This is a genomic window from Castellaniella denitrificans, assembly GCF_042653765.1.
Lineage (GTDB): Bacteria > Pseudomonadota > Gammaproteobacteria > Burkholderiales > Burkholderiaceae_B > Castellaniella > Castellaniella denitrificans.
Genome location: NZ_JBHSEZ010000001.1, coordinates 129,517 through 155,260 on the forward strand (window position 1 = coordinate 129,517; position 25,744 = coordinate 155,260).

General features: G+C 70.1%; 28 protein-coding genes and 1 tRNA gene. 15 read left to right on the forward strand and 14 right to left on the reverse strand.

Features of this window, described 5'->3' with window-relative positions; all coding sequences use genetic code 11:
- Window positions 1-96 precede the first annotated feature (96 nt).
- The 3 genes from ACFO27_RS00655 to ACFO27_RS00665 are packed head-to-tail and all read left to right on the forward strand — an operon-like array spanning window position 97 to window position 3,906.
- Entirely contained in the window at window positions 97-1,113 is a 1,017-nt protein-coding gene (locus tag ACFO27_RS00655) for an ABC transporter substrate-binding protein (protein ID WP_376815551.1), read from the forward strand.
- 14 nt (window positions 1,114-1,127) lie between these two features.
- Entirely contained in the window at window positions 1,128-2,213 is a 1,086-nt protein-coding gene (locus ACFO27_RS00660) for an ABC transporter ATP-binding protein (protein WP_376815552.1), read from the forward strand.
- Window positions 2,214-2,220: 7 nt separating this feature from the next.
- The gene (locus tag ACFO27_RS00665; RefSeq protein ID WP_376815553.1) at window positions 2,221-3,906 is read left to right on the forward strand and encodes an ABC transporter permease; all 1,686 of its coding nucleotides are present in this window, start codon (window positions 2,221-2,223) and stop codon (window positions 3,904-3,906) included.
- Window positions 3,907-3,970: 64 nt separating this feature from the next.
- Here ACFO27_RS00665 and ypfH read toward each other — a convergent pair whose 3' ends face one another.
- A complete protein-coding gene (ypfH, locus tag ACFO27_RS00670; RefSeq protein WP_376815554.1) occupies window positions 3,971-4,714 on the reverse strand; it encodes an esterase in 744 nt (247 codons plus the stop codon).
- 138 nt (window positions 4,715-4,852) lie between these two features.
- Window positions 4,853-5,419, reverse strand: coding sequence for a DUF924 family protein (locus tag ACFO27_RS00675; protein ID WP_376815555.1), 567 nt, complete (start codon window positions 5,417-5,419; stop codon window positions 4,853-4,855).
- Between the two features lie 82 nt (window positions 5,420-5,501).
- Between ACFO27_RS00675 and ACFO27_RS00680 the strand changes: the two genes are divergently transcribed.
- A complete protein-coding gene (locus tag ACFO27_RS00680; protein WP_376815556.1) occupies window positions 5,502-6,218 on the forward strand; it encodes an ABC transporter substrate-binding protein in 717 nt (238 codons plus the stop codon).
- Window positions 6,219-6,236: 18 nt separating this feature from the next.
- On the opposite strand, the gene ACFO27_RS00685 is transcribed toward ACFO27_RS00680, so the two are convergent.
- Window positions 6,237-7,190 (reverse strand): DMT family transporter, encoded by a 954-nt coding sequence (locus ACFO27_RS00685; protein WP_376815557.1) that lies wholly within the window; start codon window positions 7,188-7,190, stop codon window positions 6,237-6,239.
- A gap of 171 nt (window positions 7,191-7,361) precedes the next feature.
- On the opposite strand from ACFO27_RS00685, the gene ACFO27_RS00690 reads away from it, so the two are divergent.
- Window positions 7,362-7,709, forward strand: a complete 348-nt coding sequence (locus tag ACFO27_RS00690; RefSeq protein ID WP_376815558.1) for a carboxymuconolactone decarboxylase family protein — start codon at window positions 7,362-7,364, stop codon at window positions 7,707-7,709.
- Window positions 7,710-7,865: 156 nt separating this feature from the next.
- Entirely contained in the window at window positions 7,866-8,570 is a 705-nt protein-coding gene (locus ACFO27_RS00695; RefSeq protein ID WP_376815559.1) for an RNA polymerase sigma factor, read from the forward strand.
- A gap of 86 nt (window positions 8,571-8,656) precedes the next feature.
- On the opposite strand, the gene ACFO27_RS00700 is transcribed toward ACFO27_RS00695, so the two are convergent.
- The 4 genes from ACFO27_RS00700 to ACFO27_RS00715 all read right to left on the reverse strand — a co-directional run bounded on the left by ACFO27_RS00700 (window position 8,657) and on the right by ACFO27_RS00715 (window position 10,806).
- Window positions 8,657-9,178 carry a plastocyanin/azurin family copper-binding protein gene (locus ACFO27_RS00700; RefSeq protein ID WP_376815560.1) on the reverse strand — a complete coding sequence of 174 codons (522 nt, stop codon included), beginning with the start codon at window positions 9,176-9,178 and terminating at the stop codon, window positions 8,657-8,659.
- Window positions 9,175-9,609, reverse strand: a complete 435-nt coding sequence (locus tag ACFO27_RS00705) for a DUF5602 domain-containing protein (protein ID WP_376815561.1) — start codon at window positions 9,607-9,609, stop codon at window positions 9,175-9,177. The genes ACFO27_RS00700 and ACFO27_RS00705 overlap by 4 nt, the downstream gene beginning before the upstream one ends.
- Window positions 9,610-9,705: 96 nt before the next feature.
- Window positions 9,706-10,071, reverse strand: a complete 366-nt coding sequence (locus tag ACFO27_RS00710) for a ribbon-helix-helix domain-containing protein (protein ID WP_376815562.1) — start codon at window positions 10,069-10,071, stop codon at window positions 9,706-9,708.
- Window positions 10,072-10,227: 156 nt separating this feature from the next.
- Window positions 10,228-10,806: a DJ-1/PfpI family protein gene (locus tag ACFO27_RS00715; RefSeq protein ID WP_376815563.1), complete on the reverse strand. Its 579-nt coding sequence runs from the start codon at window positions 10,804-10,806 to the stop codon at window positions 10,228-10,230.
- A gap of 213 nt (window positions 10,807-11,019) precedes the next feature.
- Here ACFO27_RS00715 and ACFO27_RS00720 point away from each other — a divergent pair, with 213 nt between their 5' ends.
- Window positions 11,020-12,090, forward strand: a complete 1,071-nt coding sequence (locus ACFO27_RS00720; RefSeq protein ID WP_376815564.1) for an alkene reductase — start codon at window positions 11,020-11,022, stop codon at window positions 12,088-12,090.
- Window positions 12,091-12,188: 98 nt separating this feature from the next.
- Here the strand turns inward: ACFO27_RS00720 and ACFO27_RS00725 are convergent, their stop codons facing one another.
- Entirely contained in the window at window positions 12,189-12,812 is a 624-nt protein-coding gene (locus tag ACFO27_RS00725; protein ID WP_376815565.1) for a TetR/AcrR family transcriptional regulator, read from the reverse strand.
- A gap of 72 nt (window positions 12,813-12,884) precedes the next feature.
- Between ACFO27_RS00725 and ACFO27_RS00730 the strand changes: the two genes are divergently transcribed.
- A complete protein-coding gene (locus ACFO27_RS00730; protein WP_376815566.1) occupies window positions 12,885-14,174 on the forward strand; it encodes an MFS transporter in 1,290 nt (429 codons plus the stop codon).
- Between the two features lie 65 nt (window positions 14,175-14,239).
- Here the strand turns inward: ACFO27_RS00730 and ACFO27_RS00735 are convergent.
- Window positions 14,240-14,330: transfer RNA gene (locus ACFO27_RS00735), tRNA-Ser, on the reverse strand.
- A 156-nt stretch (window positions 14,331-14,486) separates the two neighbouring features.
- Here ACFO27_RS00735 and ACFO27_RS00740 point away from each other — a divergent pair.
- A complete protein-coding gene (locus tag ACFO27_RS00740) occupies window positions 14,487-14,855 on the forward strand; it encodes a hypothetical protein (RefSeq protein WP_376815567.1) in 369 nt (122 codons plus the stop codon).
- A gap of 99 nt (window positions 14,856-14,954) precedes the next feature.
- On the opposite strand, the gene serS is transcribed toward ACFO27_RS00740, so the two are convergent.
- Window positions 14,955-16,292 carry a serine--tRNA ligase gene (serS, locus tag ACFO27_RS00745; protein WP_376815568.1) on the reverse strand — a complete coding sequence of 446 codons (1,338 nt, stop codon included), beginning with the start codon at window positions 16,290-16,292 and terminating at the stop codon, window positions 14,955-14,957.
- A 119-nt stretch (window positions 16,293-16,411) separates the two neighbouring features.
- Here serS and wrbA point away from each other — a divergent pair, with 119 nt between their 5' ends.
- The 3 genes from wrbA (at window position 16,412) to ACFO27_RS00760 (ending at window position 17,500) form a co-directional block, all read left to right on the forward strand.
- On the forward strand, window positions 16,412-17,011 hold the full coding sequence (wrbA, locus tag ACFO27_RS00750; protein WP_376815569.1) for an NAD(P)H:quinone oxidoreductase: 600 nt from the start codon (window positions 16,412-16,414) through the stop codon (window positions 17,009-17,011).
- 76 nt (window positions 17,012-17,087) lie between these two features.
- On the forward strand, window positions 17,088-17,366 hold the full coding sequence (locus ACFO27_RS00755) for a YlcI/YnfO family protein (RefSeq protein ID WP_376815570.1): 279 nt from the start codon (window positions 17,088-17,090) through the stop codon (window positions 17,364-17,366).
- Window positions 17,363-17,500, forward strand: coding sequence for a hypothetical protein (locus ACFO27_RS00760; protein ID WP_376815571.1), 138 nt, complete (start codon window positions 17,363-17,365; stop codon window positions 17,498-17,500). Before ACFO27_RS00755 ends, ACFO27_RS00760 begins: the two co-directional genes overlap by 4 nt.
- 34 nt (window positions 17,501-17,534) lie before the next feature.
- Here the strand turns inward: ACFO27_RS00760 and ACFO27_RS00765 are convergent, their stop codons facing one another.
- From ACFO27_RS00765 to ACFO27_RS00775, 3 genes are all read right to left on the reverse strand, one after another.
- Complete coding sequence (locus ACFO27_RS00765; RefSeq protein ID WP_376815572.1) at window positions 17,535-18,956, reverse strand: replication-associated recombination protein A; 1,422 nt, start codon at window positions 18,954-18,956, stop codon at window positions 17,535-17,537.
- A gap of 18 nt (window positions 18,957-18,974) precedes the next feature.
- Window positions 18,975-19,658 (reverse strand): outer membrane lipoprotein periplasmic chaperone LolA, encoded by a 684-nt coding sequence (gene lolA, locus ACFO27_RS00770; RefSeq protein ID WP_376815573.1) that lies wholly within the window; start codon window positions 19,656-19,658, stop codon window positions 18,975-18,977.
- A 65-nt stretch (window positions 19,659-19,723) separates the two neighbouring features.
- Window positions 19,724-22,081: a DNA translocase FtsK gene (locus ACFO27_RS00775; protein ID WP_376815574.1), complete on the reverse strand. Its 2,358-nt coding sequence runs from the start codon at window positions 22,079-22,081 to the stop codon at window positions 19,724-19,726.
- Window positions 22,082-22,126: 45 nt separating this feature from the next.
- On the opposite strand from ACFO27_RS00775, the gene trxB reads away from it, so the two are divergent.
- Genes trxB through ACFO27_RS00790 form a run of 3 tightly spaced genes read left to right on the forward strand, consistent with a single transcriptional unit; the run spans window position 22,127 to window position 24,198 of the window.
- Window positions 22,127-23,086 carry a thioredoxin-disulfide reductase gene (trxB, locus tag ACFO27_RS00780; protein WP_376815575.1) on the forward strand — a complete coding sequence of 320 codons (960 nt, stop codon included), beginning with the start codon at window positions 22,127-22,129 and terminating at the stop codon, window positions 23,084-23,086.
- Window positions 23,087-23,866 (forward strand): Smr/MutS family protein, encoded by a 780-nt coding sequence (locus ACFO27_RS00785; RefSeq protein ID WP_376815576.1) that lies wholly within the window; start codon window positions 23,087-23,089, stop codon window positions 23,864-23,866. It begins immediately after the preceding gene.
- Complete coding sequence (locus ACFO27_RS00790; protein WP_376815577.1) at window positions 23,863-24,198, forward strand: DMT family transporter; 336 nt, start codon at window positions 23,863-23,865, stop codon at window positions 24,196-24,198. The genes ACFO27_RS00785 and ACFO27_RS00790 overlap by 4 nt, the downstream gene beginning before the upstream one ends.
- Here the strand turns inward: ACFO27_RS00790 and speE are convergent.
- Complete coding sequence (gene speE / locus ACFO27_RS00795; protein WP_376815578.1) at window positions 24,184-25,440, reverse strand: polyamine aminopropyltransferase; 1,257 nt, start codon at window positions 25,438-25,440, stop codon at window positions 24,184-24,186. The two genes, ACFO27_RS00790 and speE, sit on opposite strands and share 15 nt — an antisense overlap.
- Window positions 25,441-25,744 lie beyond the last annotated feature (304 nt).

The following is a 25,744-nucleotide window of genomic DNA, read 5'->3' on the forward strand; positions in this document are numbered from 1 at the left end:
CCGGCGCCCCGAGGCCCCCGGCGGCGCGCTTTCCTCGTGCTTGCCTGCGGCCGCCCCGCACACTACCATGCCAAAAACACTATTCAGGAGTCAACAATGACGCAGCCTTCCTTCGACCGCAGGGATTTCCTGAAACTGGCCGGTGCCGCCGCGCTGCCCGGCCTGCCGGCCTGGGCGCACGCCGCCGACGCCGCCGCCCGGGCCGAGGGCAAGGCCACGTTCTTCGCCAACATCACCTCCGTGCAGCCCATCATGGATGCCTTCCAGAAGGCGACCGGCATCCAGGGCGAATATTCGCGGATCTCCAGTTCCAAGTTCATCCCCACCCTGCTGACCGAGGCCGCCGCTGGCAAGCTGACGGCGGACGTGGTGCAGGCTCCCCTGCCGATGCTGGAACTCCTGAAGGAACAGGGCATCCTGGCCCCCTACCGGTCCCCGGCCGCCCAGGGCTACCCGGACTGGGCCACCAAGGACGAGCACATCACCCTGTTCGGGGTGGAATACGTCTCCTACCTGTACAACACCCAGCACGTCCAGGCCGCCGACGCGCCCAAGCGCTACCAGGACCTGGGCGACCCGAAATGGCGCGGCCAAATCGTGATGGCCAACCCGTCCAGCCACGCCTCGACGATTTCCTGGCTGGTCGGACTCAAGGAGCAGGTCTTCGCCTCGGAAGACGAATGGATGCAGTTCGTCAAGGCGCTGGCGGCCAACCAGCCCATGTTCGTGGCCTCGTTCGGTCCGACGCCGGCGCCCATCGAAAGCGGCGAAAAGCGCATCGCCATTTCCATGCCCAAGTACATCGTCACCAAGGCTCCCGCGCCGCTGGCCTGGGGCCCGCTGTCCGGGCCGCTGCTGGGCTCGGCCCGCGCCATCGCCGTCACGGCCAAGGCGCCGCGCCCGGCCGCCGCGCGCGCCTTAGTGGACTACTGGCTGGGCCGCGAGGCCATGTCGCTGCTGGCCAGGGACGTGGGCGAATACGTGCTGGCCCCGGGCGTGCATCCCCCGATCCCGGGCATCGACCAGGTCCAGGTCAAGCCCGTGCGAGACCTCTCCGACCAGGAACTGCAACGCTGGGGGCGCGAGTTCGGCAAGCTGTTCGGCGCCCGCTGAACCCGGCGCCCGCCATGGAAATCCGCATCGAAGGCCTGTGCAAGACCTACCGGTCCGAAGGCCGCACCGTCGCCGCCCTGGACCACGTCGACCTGACCATCCCGGCCAACGAGATCTTCACCCTGCTGGGCCCCAGCGGCTGCGGCAAGACGACGCTGCTGCGCTGCATCGTCGGCCTGGAAACCCCGGACGCCGGCGAAATCCGCATCGGCGACGATGTCGTCTGGTCGTCCGAACGCCGCATCGCCGTGCCCACCGAGAAGCGCGGCCTGGGCATGGTGTTCCAGACCTACGCCATCTGGCCGCACATGTCGGTCTTCGACAACATCGCCTATCCGCTGCAGGTGCGCGGCACGCCCCGGGCGCAGATCCGCGAGAAGGTCGCCCGGGCGCTGGAATTCGTCCAGCTGCGCGGTGTCGAGCGGCAGCCCGCCACGCGCCTGTCGGGCGGCCAGCAGCAGCGCGTGGCCCTGGCCCGCGCCCTGGTGGCCGAACCGCGCGTCATCCTGTTCGACGAGCCGCTGTCCAACCTGGACGCCAAGCTGCGCGAGGAAACCCGCAAGCTGCTGCGCCGCTTCCTCGGCGAACTCGGCATCACCGCCCTGTACGTCACCCACGACCGGGTCGAGGCCCTGGCCCTGTCGCACACGATCGCCGTGATGCAGGCCGGGCGCGTGATCGAGACCGGCACGCCGCAGCACATGTACTTCGACGCGCGGCACCGCTACGTGGCGGATTTCATCGGCCGGGCCAACCAGTTCCCAGCCATCGTCCGCAACCGCGAGAACGACTGCACGCTGGCGCGCTGCGGCCTGGGCACGATCCACTGCCAGGCCCGCGACCTGCCGGAAGGCGCCGAGGCCACGCTGTGCATCCGGCCGGAATTCATCCGCGTCACGCGCCATGAGGTCGGTCCGGGCTTCAACGTCATCGAAGGCACGATCGAATCCATGGAATTCGTCGGCGAGGTCTACGAGGCCGAGATCCGCGTCAACGACGAACGGCTGCTGGCGCGCATCGATCCGGACGTGCAGGCCGCGCCGGGCGAACGCGTCGAAATCCGCCTGGATCCGGCTCACTGCCTGCTGCTGAGCGCCTGAAGCCGCCATGTCCCGCCCCCAGTCGCGCTCCCTGAGCTGGACCCTGATCGTCCTGGTCGGCTTCCTGACCCTGTGCCCGGTCCTGATGCTGCTGCTGGGCAGCCTGTCCCAGGGGCTGACCGCCTTCGGCCAGTTCACCCTGTCGAAATACGTCCGCGCCTACACCGACCCGTACCTGTGGGACGTCACGTTCAACACGGCGGTGTTCGTGCTCGGCTCGTCGCTGCTGGCCACGCTGCTGGCCCTGTTCCTGGCCTACCTGAACACCCGCACCGACATCCCCGCCAAGCCGCTGTTCACGGTGCTGTCCATCGTTCCGATGATGATCCCGCACCTGCTGTTCTCGGCCAGCTGGGCGCTGCTGCTGAACCCCAGCAACGGCCTGCTCAACCAGGCGCTGCAGGGGCTGCTCGGCCTGGACTCGGCGCCCTTCGACATCTACTCGCTGTGGGGCATGACCCTGGTCGAGGGGCTGCTGAACATGCCCATCGCCTACCTGATCATCGCCCCGGCCATGGCCGCCTTCGACCCGTCGCTGGAAGAGGCCGCGCGCGTGTCGGGGTCCGGCTGGACACGCACCCTGCTGCGGGTCACCCTGCCGGTCCTGCGGCCCGCCATCCTGGCGGCCATCGTCCTGGGGATCGTGCGCAGCCTGGCGTCCTACGCCGTGCCCCGGGTCCTGGGCACCCCCGGCCGCGTGGACGTGCTGGCCACCTACCTGTACGACATGATCTCCACCGGCTTCGCCCCGGACTACGGCCAGGCCGCCGCGGTCGGCATGAGCGTGCTGTCGGCCTCCATCGCCCTGATCGTGCTCTACCGCGCGCTGACGGCCGAGGGCGAGAAGTACGTCACGGTCTCGGCGCGCGGCTTCCGGCCCGGCCTGATCGAGCTCGGCCCCCTGCGGCGCCCGCTGGGCCTGGCCGTCGGGCTGCTGTGCCTGCTGATGGTCGTGCTGCCGGTGCTGGTGCTGCTGTACACGTCCCTGGTGCCCTACGTCATGCCGCCGGGCCCGCGGGCCTTCGCCGCCATGGACCTGCGGCACTGGATCGCCGTCTTCCACGAGCCCGGCGCCCTGCTGGCGCTGCGCAACAGCCTGTTCCTGGCGGTCGTGGGCGCCACCCTGGGCGTGGCGCTGTCCCTGGGCGTGGCCTACGTCGTCGTCAAGACGCGCGGCCCGCTGGCGACGCTGCTGGAAACGCTCAGCTTCCTGTCGTTCTCCTTTCCCGGCATCGTCATCGGCATCGGCTTCATGTGGTTCTTCGTGCAGACGCCGCTGTATTCCACGCTGGCGGCCCTGCTGCTGGCCTACATCGCGGCCTACCTGCCCTACGGGGTCCGGCCCCTGGCCAGCGCCTTCGTGCAGATCCACGGCCACCTGGAGGAATCCTCGCTGGTCTGCGGGGCCGGCCGCCTGACCACCCTGCGGCGCATCGTGATCCCGCTGCTGATCCCGGGGATCGTGTCCGCCTGGATCCTCATGGCGACCATGTTCCTGCGCGAGCTGACCGTGTCCGTGGTGCTGTCGCGCCCCGGCACGGAAGTCCTGGCCATCCAGATCCTGGGCTACGCCGACGACGGCCTCTGGGGCAAGCTGTCGGCCCTGGGCCTGTTCATGATCGCGCTGTCCACGGTCCTAGTGCTGTGCGCCCAGGCCGCGGGCCGCGCGTTCCGGCGACGCCAGGGGCTGTAGGGCGCGAGCAGGACGCAGCGGGGCGCGGCCGCGCACCCGGGGCGCTGGTGGACGCGGAGCGGTCCTAGTGCAGGGTTCCGCCGCCTCCGGACGGCCCGTCGGACGCGCCGCCGTCGGCATCGTACTCGTCGATCCGGATGTCCGGCGAACCCATCACCGCCTCCCAGCTGCGCCGCGGCAGGTAGGTCTGCAGGCGCGCGATGGACTGGCGGATCAAGGCGTCGTGCAGTTCATGGCCGACGCCCGAGGCCATGTCCAGGGTCGCGTCGCCGCCCAGGTCGGCCAGGTGGCCGTGGACCTGGCGCGCCTGGTCCACGGGGGCGACGCGGTCCGCCGCGCCATGCAGCAGATGCAGGGTGGTCAGCGCCGGCGCGGCCTGCGGCAGCGTGGCGAAACGGGTGGAAAACAGCAAGGCCCTGCCGGCCAGCCCCGCATCGGCGCAGACGGCTTCCAGCGCCACGGCCGCGCCTTCGGAAAATCCCGCCAGGGCCGTCTGTTCGCCGGTCAGGCCATGGCCGCGCTGCAAGGCCCGGACTTCTCCCGCCAGGACGGTCCCCGCCTGGGCCACCAGCCCGACATAGGCTTCGGCATCCGGGTCGGCCCGGGCGATCCAGCGCCGGGTGGCACCCGCGCCGAACGGCCCGTGCGGCTGGACGATCAGCGCCTGCGGGAAGGCCTGGCGGATCGCCGCCACCAGGCCCAGCACCTGGTCCGGCGCGGCGGATTCGCCGTGCAGCACGACGAAGAGCTGCGCGGGCGCGCCGGAGAAAGGCTCGATGATCAGGGGCTCGGGACGGGATTCGGACATGGGGGCGCGGAGTGATCGGTTCGGATTCGTCAGGCTGGGACCATTTTATAGTTGCCGCATCCCTCCACCTCCCGGCCTGCATGCCGGTCGGATTCGTCAGGCACAGAGCAGTCCGCAGGGACTGCTCTGTGTCCTGCCTCATCCCGCGAATCCCCCGGTGTTCAGGAATCGTTGTTCCTCGGGCGTGGTGTCGCGCCCGAGCGGGCGGTTGCGGTGCGGGAACCGCCCGAACCGCCGGACGACGTCGCGGTGCTCGATCGCCCAATGCAGCGAACCCGGCACCTCGCGCTCGTACAGGGCCACGGATTCCTCCTGGACAGCCAGGTTCTCGGCATGCATGAAGGGCAGGCAGACGAAGCCGCGCAAGGCGGGCTCGATCCGGTCCAGGAAGGCGAGCGCCCGGCGCGCGCAGGCCAGGGCCAGGCCATCCGTGGCGAACATGTGGCCGGTGCCCCGGAAGGCGTTGCGGGGATACTGGTCCAGCAGCAGGATCAGCGCCAGGGCCGATTCGGGATGCGCCAGCCAGCCTTCCAGCTCGCCGCGCGCGGCGGCGAAATGGGCGTCCATGAACCGCTCGCGGAACTCGGCGTCGAAGGCGGCGTCCTTGGAAAACCATCGGCCCGGGCCGGCCTCGCGCCAGAAAGCGGCAACGGCGAGGGCCGGTTCGGGCGCCGCGGAAGGCATCGTGGGAGCGGCATGCGCCATGGGGGTCTCCAGGAAACGGAATACCCTACGGTACACCGATCCTTCTACAATCGCAGCATCGACCACCCCAGCCGAACCCGCCATGTCCCTGTCCGAAGATCTCGCTCCCGCCGGCGTCCTGCGCGCCTCCATCAACCTGGGCAACCCGCTGCTGGCCCGGCGCGACGCCGGCACCGGCGAAGTCTCCGGCGTGTCCGTGGACCTGGCCGGAGAACTGGCGCGGGAACTCGGCGTCCCCCTGGAACTGGCGGTGTTCGACAAGGCCGCCCAGTCGGTCGAAGCCGTCACCGGCCAGGCCGCGGACATCGGCTTCTTCGCCATCGACCCCAAGCGCGGCGAAGGCATCGCCTTCACCGCCCCCTACGTCCTCATCGAAGGCGCCTACCTGGTGCGCGAAGATTCCCCACTGCGCGACAACGCCGAGGTCGACCGGCCCGGCCACCGCGTCGTGGTGGGCCAGGGCAGCGCCTACGACCTGTTCCTCAGCCGGCATCTGAAGCAGGCCGAAATCGTGCGGGCGGAAAATTCCCAGCGCGTGGTGGACGATTTCCTGGCCGGAGGCCAGGAGATTGCCGCCGGGGTGCGCCAGCAGCTCCAGGCGGACGCGGACCGGGTCGGCGGCGTGCGCCTGCTGCCCGGCCGGTTCATGGTGATCGAACAGGCCATGGGGCTGCCGAAATCGCGGCCGGCGCGGACCGCCGCCGCACTGGCCGATTTCGTCGAACGCTGCAAGGCGTCCGGTTTCGTGGCCCGGGCGCTGGCGCGCCACGGCATCCAGGGGGCCTCGGTCGCGCCGTAGCACCCCGTCAGGCACCGATCAGTCCGCGGGGACTGACCGGTGTCCGGACTCATCCCGCCGCCCCCGCCACTGGCGGTACCAGCCGTAGCCGCTCAGCAGCACGACTCCCGTCACCACCAGCAGCGTTCCGCCCAGGAAGCCCGCTCCCACCGGCTCGCCCAGCAGCCAGGCGCCCAGGGCCACGCCGAACAGCGGCGTGAGAAAGGAAAAAACGCCCAGGCGGGACGCCAGGTACTTGCGCAGCAGCCAGAACCAGGCCAGGTAGCTGAAGAACGCGACGAACACCGTCTGGAAGGCCAGGCTGGCCCAGACCACCGGCGTCATGCGGAAGTCCGTCTGTCCCATCAGGAACGAGACCGCCAGCAGCCACGCGGCGCCCACCACCAGCTGATACATCAGGGTCTGGGTGGCCGGCAGCGCGGCCATCCGCGTCACCCGCACCACCACGGTGGTGGCGCCCCAGGCCGCGCCGCCCAGCAAGGCCAGCAGATCGCCCCAGAGCATGGCGGCGCCCGTCGCGCGGGCGCTATCGTCGCGCCACAGGAACGCCAGCGCCACCCCGCCGAAGGCGAGCGCCACGCCCAGCCATTGGACGGCGGCCAGGCGCTCGTCGGGCAGCTTCCAGTGCAGCCCCAGCGCGGCGAAGATCGGCGCCGTGTACAGCAGCACCACGACATGGCCGGCCGAGGTATGGCGCAGGCTTTCGCCCACCAGGACGAATTCCAGGGCATACAGGGTGCCGGCCAGCAGCCCCGGGCGCCACAGGCGCAGGATCCCGTCAGGACGCTCGCCGCGCCAGGCCATGAACAGGCCCAGCAGCACCCCGGCGACGGCGCTGCGCACCGCGATCTGGAACATGGGGGCGAAGTCCGTGGCGGTGGCCTTGAGCACGATCTGCTGCATGGCCCAGATCAGGCACAGCACCAGCATCAGGCCCGAGGCCAGGCCGTCCATGGGCCGGCGGGATTCCATACGACTCACCCGGAAAAGGAAAACCGCCATTGTAGGCTTCCCGCCGCCCGGGCGCGGGGTCTGCGCCCCTGCGCGCTTGCGCCGATCCCCTGCCCCGCCCGGGGCTTTCCTGGCCGCGCCCGCGGCGCGGGCCTATGATGGTCTTCATCACAGCCCCAGGAGCCCCTCGCCATGGATTCCCCGATGTATCCCCACCCCACCGCAGAACTGGCCAAGCGGCGCGCCGAACTCGCGCCCGAGGCCCTGTCCGCGTTCAAGGCCTTCAGCAGGGCCGTGTTCGCCCCCGGCGCGCTGGACGCGAAGACCAAGCAGTTGATCGCCGTGGCCGTGGCCCACGTCACCCAATGCCCCTACTGCATCAAGGGCCACACCGAAGGCGCGGCCCGCGCGGGCGCGTCCGATGCGGAAATCATGGAAGCCATCTGGGTGGCGGCCGAAATGCGGGCGGGCGGTGCCTACGCCCATTCGGCCCTGGCCCTGCAGACCCTGGAAGACCTGCCCGGACGCAAAAAGACCTGACGCGCGGCCCGGCGCGCCGCCATGCCGGTCCGGCGGCGGCGTGAAACGGGCGGCGTGAAACGGGCTGCACGGAACGGAGGGCATGGAACGGACGGCATGAAACGTTTTCCGGACCGGCCGCATCCAATGCCGACGGTATTCTTTTCAGGAGCTCACGTGGACACCCAGATCCAGCACGATCCGTCGGCCTCGGACGACCTCGCCCTGATCGGGCGCGCGGCGAACGGCGACCTGGCAGCCTTCGAAGCCCTGATGCGCCGCCACAACCAGCAGATATACCGGGCGGCGCGTAGCATCCTGCGCGACGAGGCCGAGGCCGAGGACGCCGTCCAGGAAGCCTGGTGGAAGGCCTACGTCCACCTGCGGGATTTCCGCTCGGAAGCCCGGCCCGCCACCTGGCTGACACGCATCGCCATCAACGAGGCCCTGATGCGGCGGCGGCGAAACAGATCGCGCGAAGCCCTCATCCAATCCGCATACCAGGCTCCGCACGAACAGGACACCATGCCGATGCACGACCCCGACACCGCGGCCCCCGCATCCGCCGGCCCCGACCAGATGGCCTGGCGCGCCGAACTGCGGCGCCGGCTGGAACGGCGCATCGACGAACTGCCCGACCTCTACCGCACGGTCTTCGTGCTGCGCGCCGTGGACGACATGCCGGCCGCCGAGGTCGCGGCCGTGCTGGACCTGCCCGAAGCCACCGTGCGCGTGCGCTTCATGCGCGCGCGCCGCCTGCTGCAGGCGGCCATGCAGCAGGATTTCGACCCGCGCGCGGCGGGCGCGTTCTCGTTCGCGGGCCAGCGCTGCGACCGCATCGTGGCCGGCGTCCTGGCCAGGGTGCGGACGGCCGCCGCTTGAAAAGACGCCGCCCGCCCAGGCAGGGCCGGGCCCGAACGGAGCGCGGCCCTCGTTCCTGGGAAGAAGGGCCGCGCTCCGGCCCGCGGTCAATCGACCCGCCCCCGTTCCAGGATGGCCGCCACGCCGGGGAAACCCGCCACGGCGGCCGGAGGCAGCCGCGCATCCGTGCCGGCATAGGGCGGCGCGGCATCCACGTCCCCCACCACGATCCGCCCGACCATGCCTGCATGCTCGTGCGGCAGGCAGAAATAGTCGTAGACGCCGGGCGTGTCGAACACCACGGTGAAGGACTGCCCCGGCAGCAGGTAGTCCGAATTCCACGGCTTCGCGCCTTCCGGCATGCGCAGCGGCTTGCCGTTGGCCGGATGATAGGCCGTGGAGGTATGGACGTTGCCGGCGTCGCGGTTGACCCAGCGGACGGCCTGGCCCGGCCGGATCAGCAAGCCCCTGGGGCGGAACCAGACGTCCGACCCGGTCGGCGTGCCCGACATGCCGATCTCGACCGCCTCGCCGGCATGCGCCGGCCACGGCAGGACGGCCGCCAGCACCAGGCCGCCGCCGGCCCCGAGCAGCAGCCGGCGGCGCGGGTCATGCGCGGGCGCGCTCATTTCGCCACACGGCTTTCCTGCGCGGCCGGCACGTTCCACAGCACGATGTGGATGTGCGGCTCCGGCACGCCGGGATGCCCCGCGTTGTACATGATGTCGACGTGGTCCACCTTCACGCCGGCCGGCACCTTCAGGTCGTCCAGATGCATGTCGGGCTTCATCAGCGACAGCGGGATCATGTAGGTGGTGTTCACCAGGCGGCCGGCATGGTCGTAGCCCAGGAACGGCCCGGCCGGCAGTGTGGCGGGATCGACGAACAGCCGGCCCATGCCGGGGATGAAATCGGGCAGCTTCACCAGCGAGCTGACCGCCTTGTAGGGGGCGGCCGGCGGCGCCTTGAGCGCCGACGCGCCGGCCGCCTGGACCGCGGGCGCGCCCAGGCTGAACGCCGCGGCGGCCGCGGCCGCCGTCAGGAAGGAACGTGTGATCATGGAAATCTCCCGGTATGCGCGGCGGGAATCGCCGTGTTTCGCGCCATTGGATGCGCGGTCCGGGGGATTCGTTTCGGCGGCCCCTGCGCAGACGGATCAGGCCGCCTCGTCCTCGCACATCAGGTCGGGCAGGCCCCGCAGGACGGTCCGCGGATCCAGCGAACGCAGCGGCACGCCCGCGTCCGCCGGAATGCGGCCGTCGACCTGCAGCATCTGGTAGCGCAGGCAGCAGACGCGCAGGAAGGAGGAAAAATTGCCGGTCTCGCCCCGGTATTCCAGCAGTTCGTCGTACAGGCGTTCGATCAGTTGGCTCACCCGCATGCCGTCCCGCCGCGCGATGTCTTCCAGCACGTGCCAGAACAGACGCTCCAGGCGCACGCTGGTCGCCACGCCATGCAGGCGCAAGGAACGGGTTTCGCTGTCGTAGGACCGGGGATTGGCCCGGATGAAGATTTCGCACATGGCGCAGGCTCCGGAACGGGCGCGGGACCCTGTGACTGTAGAGACGGCCGGCCGGGCCGCGCAAGAGGGGAATCCCCGACGCGCCGGGCGGCGGCGCCCGGTCCCGGCCCCGCCCGGCCTCGCCATGGACGACGAGGCTTGCGCTGCGGCGCGCGGTCAATGCTGGATGCGCGTCCCCAGCACCGCCAGGAACCGGGCGATCCAGGCCGGATGCGCGGGCCAGGCCGGCGCCGTCACCAGATTGCCGTCCGTATGCGCCTGGTCCACCGCGATGTCGGCATAGCGGCCGCCCGCCAGGCGGACTTCCGCCGCGCAGGCCGGATACGCGGAGCAGGTGCGGCCCTGGAGCACGCCGGCCGCGGCCAGCAGCTGCGCCCCGTGGCAGATCGCCGCGATGGGCTTTCCGGCGGCGTCGAAATGCTGCACGATGGCCAGCACGCGCTCGTCCATGCGCAGGTATTCGGGGGCGCGGCCGCCCGGGATCACCAGCCCGTCGTAGGCCATTGCATCCACCGCGTCGAAATCCCGGTTGACGGTGAAGCGGTGTCCGGGCTTTTCGCTGTAGGTCTGGGCGCCGTCGAAATCGTGGACGGCCGTAGCCACCCATTCGCCCGCCTTCTTGCCCGGGCACACCGCGTCGACCTCGTGCCCCACGGCCCGCAGCGCCTGGAACGGCACCATGGCCTCGTAGTCCTCGACATAGTCGCCCACCAGCATCAGCAGTTTTTTCGCCATCGTTCGTCTCCTGTGTTGAATGATCCCGGGCCGGTCCCCGGCGCATGGACATCGGCGGTCGAATCCCGCATCCGGGCACCGCACCCGTCCATTGTGGCGCCCCGGGCCGGCGCCCGGGTGGTATTCCCATACCGCCGCGCGCCGGCGCGGCGGGTCTTGGAAACCGCCGTTCCGGCCCCATCTGCTGTCTGTTCAACCGACGGAAAATCCCCCATGCCCACCCTGTTCGATCCGCTCCAGCTCGGCGACCTGCCGCTGCCCAACCGCATCATCATGGCGCCCCTGACCCGCTGCCGGGCCGAGCCCGGGCGCGTTCCAGGCGAACTGATGGTCGAATACTATCGCCAGCGCGCCGGCGCGGGCCTCATCATCAGCGAAGCCACCTCCGTCACCCCGATGGGCGTGGGCTATCCGGACACCCCGGGCATCTGGTCCGACGCCCAGGTCGATGGCTGGAAGAAAGTCACCGCCGCCGTGCACGCGGCGGGCGGACGCATCGTCCTGCAGCTCTGGCACGTGGGCCGCATTTCCGACCCCCTGTACCTGGACGGCGCCACGCCGGTCGCGCCCAGCGCCATCCAGCCCGCCGGCACCGTCAGCCTGGTGCGCCCGAAGAAGGCCTACGTCACGCCCCGCGCCCTGGACGCCGGGGAAATCCCCGGCATCGTCGACGCCTACCGGCGCGGCGCGGAAAACGCCCGGGCGGCCGGCTTCGACGGGGTGGAGATCCATGCCGCCAACGGCTACCTGATCGACCAGTTCCTGCAGAGCCGCACCAACCGGCGCATCGACGCCTACGGCGGCCCAGTCGAGAACCGCGCCCGCCTGCTGCTGGAGATCACGGACGCGGTCCTGGAAACCTGGGCGCCCGGCCGGGTCGGCGTCCACCTGTCCCCCCGGGGCGACAGCCACGACATGGGCGACGACCGGCCGGCCGAGACCTTCGGCTACGTGGCCGAGGCCCTGGGCCGGCGCGGCATCGCCTTCCTGTGCCTGCGCGAATACGAGGGCCCGGACAGCCTGGGACCGATGCTGCGCGAGAAATTCCCGGGCCGCTTCATCGCCAACGAGGCCTTCGACCAGGACAAGGCGGCCGATTGGCTGGCGCGGGGCCGCGCCGACGCGGTCGCCTTCGGCCGGCTGTTCATCGCCAACCCCGATCTGCCTGTCCGTTTCGCCCAGGAAGCGCCGTTGAACGAACCCCGGCCGGAACTGTTCTACGCCTCGGGCGCCGAGGGCTACACCGACTACCCGGCGCTGGAAGGCTGCGGGACCGCCGCCTGAGGCGGCCCAGGCATCGCCACGGGAAAGGCGCTCCACCGCGCCCCGCGGCCGATCCGGCCCCGGGTCCGCTCAGTCCCGCCTGAATCGGGTTCCTGCGGCTATTCCACGCTGGCGTCGATCAGGCGCGCCGCCACGTCCGCCAGATGCCGCACCGGCCCCTCCGGACCGAGCATCTGGCTGGACACATAAGCGCCCTCCAGCAGAAGCTGCAGGCCGTCGCCCAGCGCCTCGGGGTCGCGCGCGCCCATCCGGCGCGCCAGATCGACCAGGCGCTCGCGCACTTTCCGCTTGTTGGCCACCGCCACCCGCCGGGCCGGATGCTCGGGCTCGGGATATTCGACACAGGCGTTGGTCAGCCCGCAGCCCCGGTATCCCGGCTGGCCGGTCCGTTCGGCCAGGCCGGTGAAATAGGCCAGGACCTGCGCGCGCGGATCGTCCGGATGGACAGCGGCCGCCGCGTCGAAACGACGCCAGAACTCGTGCTCGTAATCCCGCAGGTAGGCCGCGGCCAGTTCATCCTTCGAGGCGAAGCTGCGATAGAGGCTGGGCTTGGTCACGCCCGCCTCGGCCACGATGGCATCCACGCCCACCGCCCGGATTCCCTGGCGGTAGAACAGGTCCTGCGCGCTGCGGCGGATGCGGTCGGCCGCGCGCGGCGGCTCCGCCCGCGGCCCGGGTTTCCGGCCATCCGGCCGTAATGCGGCTCGCGCTGTCTTTTTCATGGTTCTGCTTGACGATGTTACTGACCGGTACGTATTATAATCCGTCCCGAACGTACCGGTCAGTAACATACCATGCCCCCTCCCGCCAACACCGCCCCCATTCCCCGCCTGGGCCAGCGCTACGCCTTCGTGGTGGTCGGCGTCATCTTCCTCTGCCTGCTGTTCTCGGCCGGGCTGCGCGCCACGCCCAGCGTGCTGCTCGATCCCCTGGAGCAAGCCTTCGGCTGGAGCCGGGCGACCATCTCGCTGGCGGCCGCCATCGGCATCTTCTTCTACGGCATGGCAGGCCCCTTCGCCGCCGCCGCCATGGACCATTTCGGCCTGCGCCGCGTGCTGCTGACAGCCCTGGTCATCATGGCGGCATCCTCCGCTGCCAGCGCCTACATGACCCGGACCTGGCATCTCATCGTCCTGTGGGGCTTCTTCTCGGGGCTGGGCTCGGGCGCCGTCGCCGCCGTGCTGGGCGCCACCATCGCCAACCGCTGGTTCGTCAGGCACCGCGGCCTGGCCATGGGGATCCTGACCGCCAGCACCGCCACCGGCAACCTGGTCTTCCTGCCCGCGCTGGCCGCCCTGGCCTCGTCCGGCGACTGGACGCGCGCCGTCTGGGCCGTGGCCATCGCCATGACGCTCATGGTGCCGCTGGTCTGGCGGCTGGTGCCCGGGCGCCCGTCCGACGTGGGCCTGCTACCCTACGGCGCCGACCCCGCCAACCCGCCCGCGCCCGCCGCGCCGCGCACCGGCCTGCTGGCCGCCACCTTCGGCGCGCTCGGCCGCGCCAGCCGCACCCGCGCCTTCTGGTACCTGTTCGCCACCTTCTGGGTCTGCGGCTTCACCACCAACGGCCTGGTGGGCACGCACCTGATCGCGATGTGCGGCGACCACGGCATCCTCCCGGTCCAGGCCGCGGGCCTGCTCGCGCTGATGGGCGTGTTCGACCTGGTCGGCACCACGGCCTCGGGCTGGCTCACCGACCGCTACGATCCGCGCAAGCTGCTCTTCGTCTACTACGGCCTGCGCGGCGTCTCGCTGATGGTGCTGCCCTATACCGATTTCTCGCTCTACAGCCTGTCCATCTTCGCCATCTTCTACGGCCTGGACTGGATCGCCACCGTGCCGCCCACGCTGCGCCTGGCCACCGACGTCTTCGGCGACCGAGACGCCCCGGTGGTGTTCGGCTGGATCGTCGCCGGCCACCAGATCGGCGCCGCCACGGCGGCCTGGATGGGCGGCTTCGTGCGCGAGGTGTCCGGCAGCTACCTGATGGCCTTCGTGCTTTCGGGCGCCACCGGCATCGTCGCCGCCGTGATCGCACTGATGATCAAGCGCCAGCGCGTGGCGGGAGGACTGGCGGCGGCCTGAGCGGCGGCACGCGCCGGCAAACGAATGGGCCCTTGGTTTTCGCCAAGGGCCCATTGCTTTGAAACTGGCGGAGAGGGTGGGATTCGAACCCACGGTACGGGGTTACCGTACGCCTGATTTCGAGTCAGGTACATTCGACCACTCTGCCACCTCTCCGGGTACGACGCATTGCGAGTCGAGTCGCGCATCATAGCATGAATCCGCGCGGCACGCGGCCGGCCTCCCGGCCCGCCGCGCCGGCGGCGGGCCGTTGCCCGCCCCCTTCTTCTGGCCTATAGTGGACTCAGGCATAAACGCAGCCGGAGGTCCGCCATGAACATCCAAGCCCTGCATTTCGTGCTCGACATCGACGGCAACGGTTCGGTCGCCGGATGGGAGATCATCGAAGCCCTGAAATGGGGCTTTTCCCTGCCCGGCCGCTTGATGGTCGAAGGCCTGGGCAACATCCCGCTCGTCGCCGACACCTTCCACATCCAGGCCTCGGCCGCCACCGGATACGCCAGCTTCCACAGCCTGTGGGCCACGGTCCTGACCCTGCTGTTCTGGGTCGGCTGCCTGGTCCTGATCACGCGCATCGGCGCCGACCGGAAAGCGGCCGACGCGGCCGCCCCCGACACGGCGTCGGCCCCGGGCACGCCCGGCATGCCGCACTATCGCGGCCCGAAGGCCCGCAAGACGTAGGTCCGGCGGAAGGCGCCCGCCGCGTCGGCCGCCCGGAGCGTCTCCCGGCCATCCGCCGGGCGGTGGCCGCCGAAAGACAACCCCGCCCCGCCCGGCCGCTCAGGCCCGGATGGCCTCCAGCCCGCCCATGTAGGGGCGCAGCACGGGCGGGATCACGATGCTGCCGTCGGCCTGCTGGTAGTTTTCCAGCACGGCCACCAGGGCGCGGCCCACGGCCAGCCCGGATCCGTTCAGGGTGTGCAGGTATTCGGGCTTGGCCTTGGGGCCTTCGGGGCGGAAGCGCCCCTGCAGGCGCCGCGCCTGGAAGTCCAGGCAGTTCGACACCGACGAGATTTCCCGCCAGGTGTTCTGCGCCGGCAGCCAGACCTCCAGGTCGTAGGTCTTGGCCGAGCCGAAGCCCATGTCGCCCGCGCACAGCAGCACCACGCGATACGGCAGCCCCAGAGCCTGCAGCACGTGCTCGGCGTGGCCGACCATCTCGTCCAGGGCCTGCCAGGACTGGTCCGGATGCACGATCTGCACCATCTCGACCTTGTCGAACTGGTGCTGGCGGATCAGGCCGCGCAGGTCGCGCCCGCCGCTGCCGGCCTCGGAACGGAAGCACGGCGTGTGCGCCGTGAGGCGGATCGGCAGGTCGCGCGCCTCGACGATGCGGTCGCGCACCGTGCCGGTCAGCGGGATTTCGGCGGTGGAGATCAGGTACAGGTCCTCGGCCGGGCCGTCTTCGTCCGGCGTGCTGCCCTGGCCGCCCTTGGTCACCCAGAACATGTCGTCCTTGAACTTGGGCAGCTGGCCGGTGCCGTACAGGGTGGAGCCGTTGACGATGTAGGGCGTATAGCATTCCTGGTAGCCGTGCTCGCTGGTCTGCAGGTCGAGCATGAACTGCGCCAGCGCGCGGTGCAGGCGGGCGATGGGGCCACGCAGCATCATGAAGCGCGCGCCCACCAGCGACCGGGCCGCCTCGAAATCCAGGCCGAAGGGCTCGGCCAGGGCGACGTGGTCGCGCGGCTCGAAGCCCAGGCCGGCGGGGTTGCCGTCGGCGCCGGCGGCGCCCGGCAGCCAGCGGCGCACCTCGACGTTGTCGGCCTCGGACGCGCCGTCCGGCACGCTGTCGTCGGGCAGGTTGGGGAGGGTCATCAGCCAGGCGGACAGCTCTTGCTGCACCGCGCCCAGGTCCTGCTCCAGGGCCTTCAGCTGGTCGGGGATGGCCTGGGATTCGGCCAGTGCGGCCGAGGCGTCCTCGCCGCGCGACTTCAACTGGCCGATCTGCTTGGCCAGCGCGTTGCGCCGCGCCTGCAATTCCTCGGTCTGGACCTGCAAGGCCTTGCGGCGGGCCTCCAGGGCATGGTAGCGGTCGGTATCGAAGGCCAGGCCGCGCCGGGCGAGAGCCCGTACGACGCGGTCCAGATCCTTGCGCAGCAGATTGGTGTCGAGCATGGCGAGGTGACGGAGATTCGTGAAAGAGGGTATTGTATTCAATCCCGCCCCCGCCCCGGCGGGGCCGCGCCGCGCGGCGTCCGGGACGGCGGGCATCGCCTCAGGAAAGGAGTCTTCCCATGTCCAAAGTGCTGGTGCTCTATCACTCGACCTACGGTCACATCGAAACCATGGCCCAGGCCGTCGCCGAAGGCGCCCGCTCGACGGGCGCCACCGTCGACATCAAGCGCGTGCCGGAACTGGTCCCCGAAGACATCGCCCGCAAGTCCGGCTACAAGCTCGACCAGGCCGCGCCCGTGGCCCAGGTCAAGGACCTGGCCGACTACGACGCCATCCTGATCGGCTGCGGCACCCGCTTCGGGCGCATGTGCTCGCAGATGGCGAACTTCCTCGACCAAGCGGGCGGCCTGTGGGCCAGCGGCCAGTTGAACGGCAAGGTGGGCGCGGCCTTCACCAGCACCGCCACGCAGCACGGCGGCCAGGAAATGACGCTGTTCTCCATCATCGCGAACATGCTGCACTTCGGCTTCGTCGTCGTGGGCCTGCCCTACAGCTTCCAGGGCCAGATGCGCCTGGACGAAGTCACCGGCGGCGCGCCCTACGGGGCTTCCACCATCGCCGGAGGCGACGGCTCGCGCAAGCCCTCCGCCAACGAACTGGACGGCGCCCGCTTCCAGGGCAAGCACGCGGCGGAAGTGGCGAACAAGCTGTTCGGGTGATTTTGTCTTATTGACCCGAATGCAGGGTCAACCTAAGATGCATTACAAATGCGATGCATCTTAGGAGCGATCCCTCATGGCGAAAACCGCGACCCTGCCCTCTCTCCGTGTGGACCCGCAACTGCGCCACGATGCCGAGACCGTCCTGAAAGAAGGCGAAAGCCTGTCCCAGTTGATCGAGTCCGCCGTCCGTGACCAGGTGGCATTGCGCCGCCACCAGGCCGAATTCCTGGCGCGCGGCCTGGCGGCCCGCGACAGGGCTCGCGAGACCGGCCGCTACGTGTCGCCCAACAGCGTGCTGGAGCAACTGCAATCCCGCCTGCAAGCCGCCCGGCAAAAAACCGGCCGCGCATGAGCCATACCGTCCGCCTGACCGAAGAGGCCCAGGCCGATCTGCTGCGGCTCTACGATTTTCTGCTGGAGCAGGACCCGGACACGATTCGCGTGGCCGAGTCGCGCTGTTCGAAATCGAACCTGACGGCCTGGTGACCATTCTCGCCGTCCGGCATCAGCGGGAATCGGACTACCGCTGATCGCGGGGCTTGCCGGACGGAGCGCCGGCCGCCTCCTCGTCCCACGCCCGCAGTTGCGCCAGCTTCTCGCCGATCTTCAGTTCCAGGCCCCGGGGCGCCGGCCGGTACCAGCCCGGCTCGGCCATGCCTTCGGGCAGGTAGGTTTCCCCGGCCGCATAGGCGTTGGGCTCGTCGTGGGCGTAGCGGTACTCATGCCCGTAGCCGAGCTCTTTCATGAGCTTCGTGGGCGCATTTCTCAAGTGCACCGGCACCTCGCGGCTGCGGTCCTGCTTCACGAAGGCGCGCGCCCGGTTGTAGGCCATGTAGCCGGCGTTGCTCTTGGCGGCGACCGCCATGTAGATCACGGCCTGGCCCAGGGCCAGTTCGCCTTCCGGCGAACCCAGGCGCTCGTAGGTGTCGGCCGCGTCGTTGGCGATCTGTATGGCTCTCGGATCGGCCAGGCCGATGTCCTCCCAGGCCATGCGCACGATGCGCCGCGCCAGGTAGCGCGGATCGGCGCCGCCGTCCAGCATGCGCGTCAGCCAGTACAGCGCGGCGTCCGGGTGGGAGCCGCGCACCGATTTGTGCAGCGCCGAGATCTGGTCGTAGAAGTTGTCGCCGCCCTTGTCGAAGCGGCGGCTGTTCAAGGTCAGCGCAGAGCGGATGAAGTCGGCGTCGATGCGCGTCGCGCCGGCCGCGCCCGCCGCGGTGGCGCACTGCTCCAGCAGGTTCAGGAAGCGGCGCGCGTCGCCGTCGGCGTAGCCCACGAGGGTGTCGACGGCGCCCTCGTCGAATTCCAGGTGCCCCAGCCCGCCGGCGGTCCGCGCCCGCTCCAGCAGTTGGCGCAGCTCGTCGTCGGACAGCGGTTCGAGCACGTAGACCTGGGCGCGCGACAGCAGGGCGGAATTGACCTCGAAGGAGGGGTTTTCCGTGGTCGCCCCGATGAAGATCACCAGGCCCGATTCGGCGTAGGGCAGCAGGGCGTCCTGCTGGGACTTGTTGAAGCGGTGGATCTCGTCCACGAACAGGATGGTGCGCCGTCCCGCCGCGCGGTGCTGGCGGGCCAGGTCGATGGCCGCGCGGATGTCCTTGACTCCCGAGAAGACCGCCGACAGGGCGATGAACTCGCAGTCGAAGGCATCGGCCATCAGGCGCGCCAGGGTCGTCTTGCCGACGCCGGGCGGCCCCCACAGGATCATGGAATGCGGCGTGCCGGATTCGAAGGCCAGGCGCAGCGGGCGGCCCGGCCCCAGCAGGTGGGTCTGGCCGACGACCTCGTCCAGGGTGCGGGGGCGCAGGGATTCGGCCAGGGGCGTGCCGGCGGCGTGGTCCTCGGCGGGACTGCCCCGCCGGCCCTTGGCGCCGGACCGGGCGGGTGGCGCCGCGCCCGCGAGATCCGGATCGTCGCCCAGCAGATCGCCCTGATTCGCCATCACGAGGTCCCGTTCACACTAATCCATCTTCACCAGATCGGCGCCCTGGGGCACCGCGAACCGGAACTGTCCGGCGGGAATGTCGGGATTGGCCTTCAGGCCGGTGAAGACGATGCGCGAGACCTGGCCGAAGGCGTCCAGCAGTTCCAGCCGCCGGGGCAGGCCGTCGGAAAAAGCGATGTCCGCGTGGACGAAACCGGCGTCCGGCGTCTTGGGCACGGCGCGCAGCCACTGCAGCCCGTCGCGGTCGGGCCGGGACTGGAGGTCGAAGGCGTCCCCCAGCGAGCCCGAGCCGAACAGCAGCGCGGCCGGCGAGGCGCCGACGGCCTGGCTGGCGCGCCGCTCGGTGACCTGCTCCAGGTCCGGATCGTACTGGTAGACGTGCCGGCCGTCGGACACGATCAGCTGTTCGTAGGGCGCGCGGACTTCCCAGCGGAACTTGCCGGGCCGCTGGAAGGCGAAGGCGCCGCTTTGCGGCTTCTGGGCGGCTCCCTTGGCGTCGGTGCGCTCCTGGCTGAACTGGCCGGTGGCCGACTGGACGCGGTCCACGAAGGACTGCAGCTGGGCGCGGGCATCGGCCGCGGCCAGGGCCAGGCCCGGCAGGCAGGCCAGCAGCGCGGCGGCGCAGGCCGTCCGCCAGCCGGAAGGACGCCGCCCGCCGCGGGCGGGCCGAAGACCGCGCCGGGCCGGATCACATTGCATGGCAGACATCTTCATATCCATCCGATTCGAGAGTTCAGGCCGGCCGGCCCGCATCGGCCGGGGATTCAATCCTCGTCCGCGCCCTTGCTGGCCGGCACCAGGATGTCGCGGTTGCCGTTGGGCTGCTGAGGGGACACCAGGCCGGCCCGCTCCATCTGTTCGAGGATGCGGGCGGAGCGGTTATAGCCGATCCGCAGGTTGCGCTGCACGAAGGAGATCGAGGCCCGGCGGCTGCGCATCACGACTTCGACGGCCTGGTCGTACAGCGGATCGCTTTCCGGGTCGGAGAAGCCCGTGACGGAACTGACGCCGTCGCCGGTCTCGCCTTCGCCCGCGCCTTCCAGCAGGCCCTCGACGTAGTCGGGCTCGCCTTCAGCCTTCAGGGCCTCGACCACGCGGTGGACCTCGTCGTCATGCACGAAGGCGCCGTGGACCCGCGTGGGCACGCTGGTGCCCGGCGGCTGGTAGAGCATGTCGCCCATTCCCAGCAGGGTTTCCGCGCCCATCTGGTCCAGGATGGTGCGGGAATCGACCTTGGACGAGACCTGGAAGGCGATGCGCGTGGGGATGTTGGCCTTGATGAGGCCGGTGATCACGTCCACGCTGGGCCGCTGGGTGGCCAGGATCAGGTGGATGCCGGCGGCGCGGGCCTTCTGGGCCAGCCGGGCGATGAGTTCCTCGACCTTCTTGCCCACCACCATCATCAGGTCGGCCAGCTCGTCGATCACCACCACGATCATGGGCAGCGTGCCCAGGGGCTCGGGCGCGTCGGGCGTCAGCGAGAAGGGGTTGGGGATGGGTTCCTCGCGCTTCTGCGCCTCGCGGATCTTGGTGTTGTAGCCCGCCAGGTTGCGCACCCCGAGCTTGCTCATGAGCTTGTAGCGCTTTTCCATTTCGGCCACGCACCAGTTCAGGGCGTTGGCCGCGTGGCGCATGTCGGTGACCACGGGCGCGAGCAGGTGGGGAATGCCCTCGTAGACGGACATTTCCAGCATCTTGGGGTCGATCAGGATCAGGCGCACCTGGGTGGCGTCGGCCTTGTAGAGCAGCGACAGGATCATGGCGTTGATCCCCACCGACTTGCCCGAGCCGGTGGTGCCGGCCACCAGCAGGTGCGGCATCTTCGCCAGGTCGGCCACCACCGGATTGCCGGCGATGTCCTTGCCCAGCGCCATCGTCAGCATGGAAGCGCTGGTGTGGTAGACCTGGGAACCCAGGATTTCCGACAGGCGCACCGTCTGGCGGCGGGGGTTGGGCAGTTCCAGCCCCATCAGGTTCTTGCCCGGGATGGTTTCCACCACCCGGATACGCACCAGGCTGAGCGCGCGGGCGAGGTCCTTGGCCAGGTTGACGATCTGGCTGCCCTTGACGCCGGTGGCCGGCTCGATCTCGTAGCGCGTGATGACCGGCCCGGCCTGGGCGGCCACGACGGTGACGCTGACGCCGAAGTCCGACAGCTTCTTCTCGATCAGGCGCGAGGTGTATTCGATGGTTTCCGGCGAGACGGTTTCCTGGGACGGCTCCACCGGATCCAGCAGCGACAGGGCCGGCAGGCTGCCCGCCATCGCCGGGTCGTCGCGCGCGGTGAACAGGGCCTGCTGCTTTTCCTGCTGGACGCGCGGGGATTTCGGCACGGTGGTCACGGTGGGCTCGATGCGCACCGGCTGTTCGTGTACCAGTTGGGTCTGGCGGGTCTCGACGATTTCCTGGCGTTCGGCCTGGGCCGTGACGCCCACGCGGCGGTCCTGCCAGGCGTTCTTCAGGTCCCACAGGCGGCGCCAGGCGAGTTCGATGGCGTGGCCGACGCGTTCGGAGACATTCAGCCACGAAAAGCCGAAGAACAGGCTGGATCCCATCACGATGAAGGCCAGCAGCAGCAAGGTGCTGCCCGCCCCGCCCATCAGCCGGGCCAGGCCGCCCGCCAGCAGCTGGCCCAGTTGGCCGCCCGCCCCGGCGGGCAGCGCGGCGCCCCAGCCCCGCAGCCGCAGGGCCTCGACGCCCATGCAGCCCAGGAACAGCAGGGTGTAGCCGATCCCGACTTCCCAGCGCACGCGCGGCAGCAGTTCCGGGACCCGGCTGGGCAGCACGGCCCGCGACAGGCGGTAGAACCCCGCCGCCACCCGGCGCAGCAGCAGCAGCACCCACAGCCAGGCGGACGCGCCGCACAGGTACAGCAGCAGGTCGGCGACGTAGGCGCCGAAGGTGCCGCCCCAGTTGCGGATCGTGCCGCCGTGGACGGAATGCGACCAACCCGGATCGGTGCGGTTCCAGGTGGCTAGCACCAGGATCAGCCAGCAGGCCAGGGCCGCCAGCAGCACCCAGCGGGCCTCGCGGAACAGGCCCGACAGGCGTGTCTGCAGGGGCGAAGGGCCATTGCGCACGTTGCGGGAGGAGCGTGTGGGGGTCGCCGGAATTCTTGCCATCGCATCATTATAATTGCGGGGTCAATATCGAACGGATTTTCAGCGATGTCCAGCGCAAAACACGCCAAGCTCATGATTCTAGGGTCCGGCCCAGCGGGCTACACCGCCGCCGTCTACGCCGCGCGCGCCAACCTGGCCCCGGTCCTGATCACCGGCCTGGAGCAGGGCGGCCAGTTGATGACCACCACCGAGGTCGACAACTGGCCGGCCGACGTCGCCGGCGTCCAGGGGCCCGACCTGATGCAGCGCTTCATGGAGCACGCCCAGCGCTTCAACACGGAAATGGTGTTCGACCACATCGCGGGCGTGGACCTGTCCCGCCGCCCCTTCACGCTGACCGGCGACACGGGCGCGACCTACACCTGCGACGCCCTGATCATCGCCACGGGCGCCTCGGCCCAGTACCTGGGCCTGCCGTCCGAGCAGTCCTTCATGGGACGCGGCGTGTCGGCCTGCGCCACCTGCGACGGCTTCTTCTACAAGAACCAGGACGTGGTCGTGGTCGGCGGCGGCAACACCGCCGTCGAAGAGGCCCTGTACCTGTCCAACATCTGCCGCACCGTCACCCTGGTGCACCGCCGCGACAAGTTCCGCGCCGAGCCCATCCTGGTCGACAAGCTGATGGACAAGGTCGAGCACGGCAACATGCGCCTGGCGCTGTTCCGCGAACTGGACGAAGTCCTGGGCGACGATTCGGGGGTCACCGGCGTGCGCCTGCGCGAAAAGCGCAGCGGCGAAACCGAGGACCTGGCCGTCACCGGCGTCTTCATCGCCATCGGCCACAAGCCCAACACGGCGATCTTCGAAGGCCAGCTCGCCATGGAAAACGGCTACATCACCACCCGCAGCGGCCTCCAGGGCCTGGCGACCATGACCTCCGTGCCCGGCGTCTTCGCCGCCGGCGACGTGCAGGACCACGTCTACCGCCAGGCCATCACCAGTGCGGGCACCGGCTGCATGGCCGCCCTGGACGCCCAGCGCTGGCTGGAGAGCGAAGGCCTCTGAGTGAAGGCTTCCAAGTCGTCCCTGGCCGACCTGCGCCGCCTGCGCGCCGAGGCCGTCCCGCCCGAACCGCCCGCCGCGCCGCGCCGCGCGAAATCCGGCTCACGGCGCGGCGGCCGGGGCGCGGCGGCGCGCCCGCGCGGCGGTGAACACGGCGCTCCGGCGGCGCGTCCGGACGACGAACCGGAAACCCCCGGCCACCCCGCGCAGGCCGAAGCCCCGCCGCTGGACCCGGCCGACCGCGCCCTGTTCCGCCAGGCCATGCGCTTCGTGCGGCCGCTGCCGGACCACGGCCCCCGCGCCCGGGCGGGCGGCGCGCGGCGCGACCCCGAATCCCTGCTGCAGGCCCGGCGCCAGCACGCCCAGGGCGGCGCCGAATCCCGGACGGCGCCGCCCGCCCACCGGCAGCGGCGCAAGGCCCCGGCCTTCGACCCCGAGGCCGGCGCCTTCCTGCAGGCGGGTTGCGGGCCGGACCTGCTGCGCGGCCTGCGGCGCGGCAAATGGATTCCCCAGGCGTCCCTGGACCTGCACGGCAGCACCCTGGAGCAGGCCCGCGAACGCCTGGACCGGTTCCTGGCCTCGTGCCTGGAGCACGACGTCCGCTGCGTGCGCGTCATCCACGGCAAGGGCATCGGCTCGCGCCAGGGCGAACCCGTCCTGAAGGACGCGATCCGCCAGCACCTGTGCCGCCTGGAAGCCGTCCAGGCCTGGGTCCAGTGCGGCGAGCACGAGGGCGGCGAAGGCGCCCTGCACGCCCTGCTGCGGCTGGAGAGCCCCCGATGAACCCCAGCTGGATCTACCTGGGCATCGCCATCCTGGCCGAGGTCATCGCCACGTCCGCCCTGAAGGCCTCGGACGGCTTCACGCGCCCCCTGCCCTCGGCGGTCACCGCCATCGGCTACGGGCTGGCGTTCTATCTGCTGGCCCTGGCGCTGAAGACCATCCCCGTCGGCATCGCCTACGCCGTCTGGTCGGGCGCCGGCATCGTCGCCATCGCCCTGATCGGCTATTTCGTCTTCGGCCAGGCGCTGGACGCCGCCGCCCTGGCCGGCATCGGCCTGATCCTGGCCGGCGTGCTGGTGCTGAACGTATTTTCGAATTCAGGCGGGCACTGAGACCGGCGCCGGCATCAGTCGCCGGTAGCGCGCCGGCAAGGCGAACAAGGCCCCGTGGAATTCGGCGCTGTAGACCTGCAGATCGCCGATGCCCCGGTTGCACAGGCGCGCTTCGACGTCCCCGGGTGTCAATGCGGCCGGATCGAGCGAGTCCGAAGCCACCGCCAAGGCCCAATACGAGCCATACAGCGGAATGTGCAGGCCATAGCCGTGGACCCGGGAAAAGACCTTGCCCAGGGCGGCTGCCAGGCCGGACACCTGTCCCGGCTCGTGGAACGGCGCCCCCAGATGCAGGACCAGCGCGCCGCCCGGCGCCAGAATGTCCCGGCACGCCTCGAAGAACGCCTGGGTGTACAGCGGCCCGGCCGGGGTCTCCGGATCGGTCAGGTCCAGATAGACCAGGTCGAAGGTCTTGCCGCATTCGCGCACGAACGCCACCCCATCCTGGATGCGAAGCGTCACCCGGGGATCGTCCAGGCTGCCTCGGTGGATGGATTTCAGGTGCGTGCGTGCAACGTCCACCACCCCGCCGTCCAGTTCCACCAACGTGACGGATTCGACGCAGCGGTGCTTCAGCAATTCTTCCAGCGCGCCGCCGTCGCCGCCGCCGACGATCAGCGCCCGGCCCGGTGCCGGGTGGGCCAGCGCCGCCGGATGGATCAAGGCCTCGTGGTAGAACGCCTCGTCGGCCTCCGAGGTCATCAGGCGGCCGTCCAGGCGCAGCGTCAGCCCCAGTTCGCGCGATTCGAGCAGTTCCAGCCGCTGCAGGCCGGTGTCGATCGCCAGGAGCCGGCGATCGAAGCGGAAACCGTATTCAGTGCCCTCGTCCAGAGGTTCCATCAACAGTTCACGATCAAGCGCCGGATGATCGCGCTCCCCCCGCATCAGGCGCTGTCGCTGGGATTGGGTGGGCAGAAAGGCGGCTTCGATCTGAGCGATCAGCTGTTCCGCCCGGGCGGAATTGTCGGCTTCGAAATTGCAGACGTAGACGTCCAGCGTCACGCCGCCGCGTTCCGGCCAGGTATGCACCGCCAGATGGGATTCGGCCAGCAGCAGCATGCCAGTGACGCCGCCGGGTTGGCCCTGGTAATCGGGAAAGGTATGCCATTTTTCCCCGACGATGGTCAGACCGGCATCGGTCGTCGCCCGGCGGCACAAGCCGGCGAGCGCGGCCTCGTCGGTCAGCAGCGTGGCGTCGGACTGGCAGCGATAGAGATCCGCGGTCAGGTGCAGACCCTGCATGATGGCATCCTCCAGGTCAAAGGATCGCGCGTCTTGCGCGGATGAAACGGCCCCGCGGGCATTCTGGCAACCAGAGCCCACCCCATCCGTTTTTTTGCCGCCGGACCGTCCCAAGGCAAAAAGCGCCCCCTTGGGGGGATGAGCCTGGACGCGGGGCAGTCCCTGCGGACTGGCCTGCACCTGGTGAATCCGAACGGCATGCAGGCCGCGAGGTGGATGCAAGCCGAAGGCGCGGCGTGGGGGCCTTTTGAAGTGAAGCGAAAGATGATAGACGAAGACAACCGTTGAATCAAGAAGCCGCCAG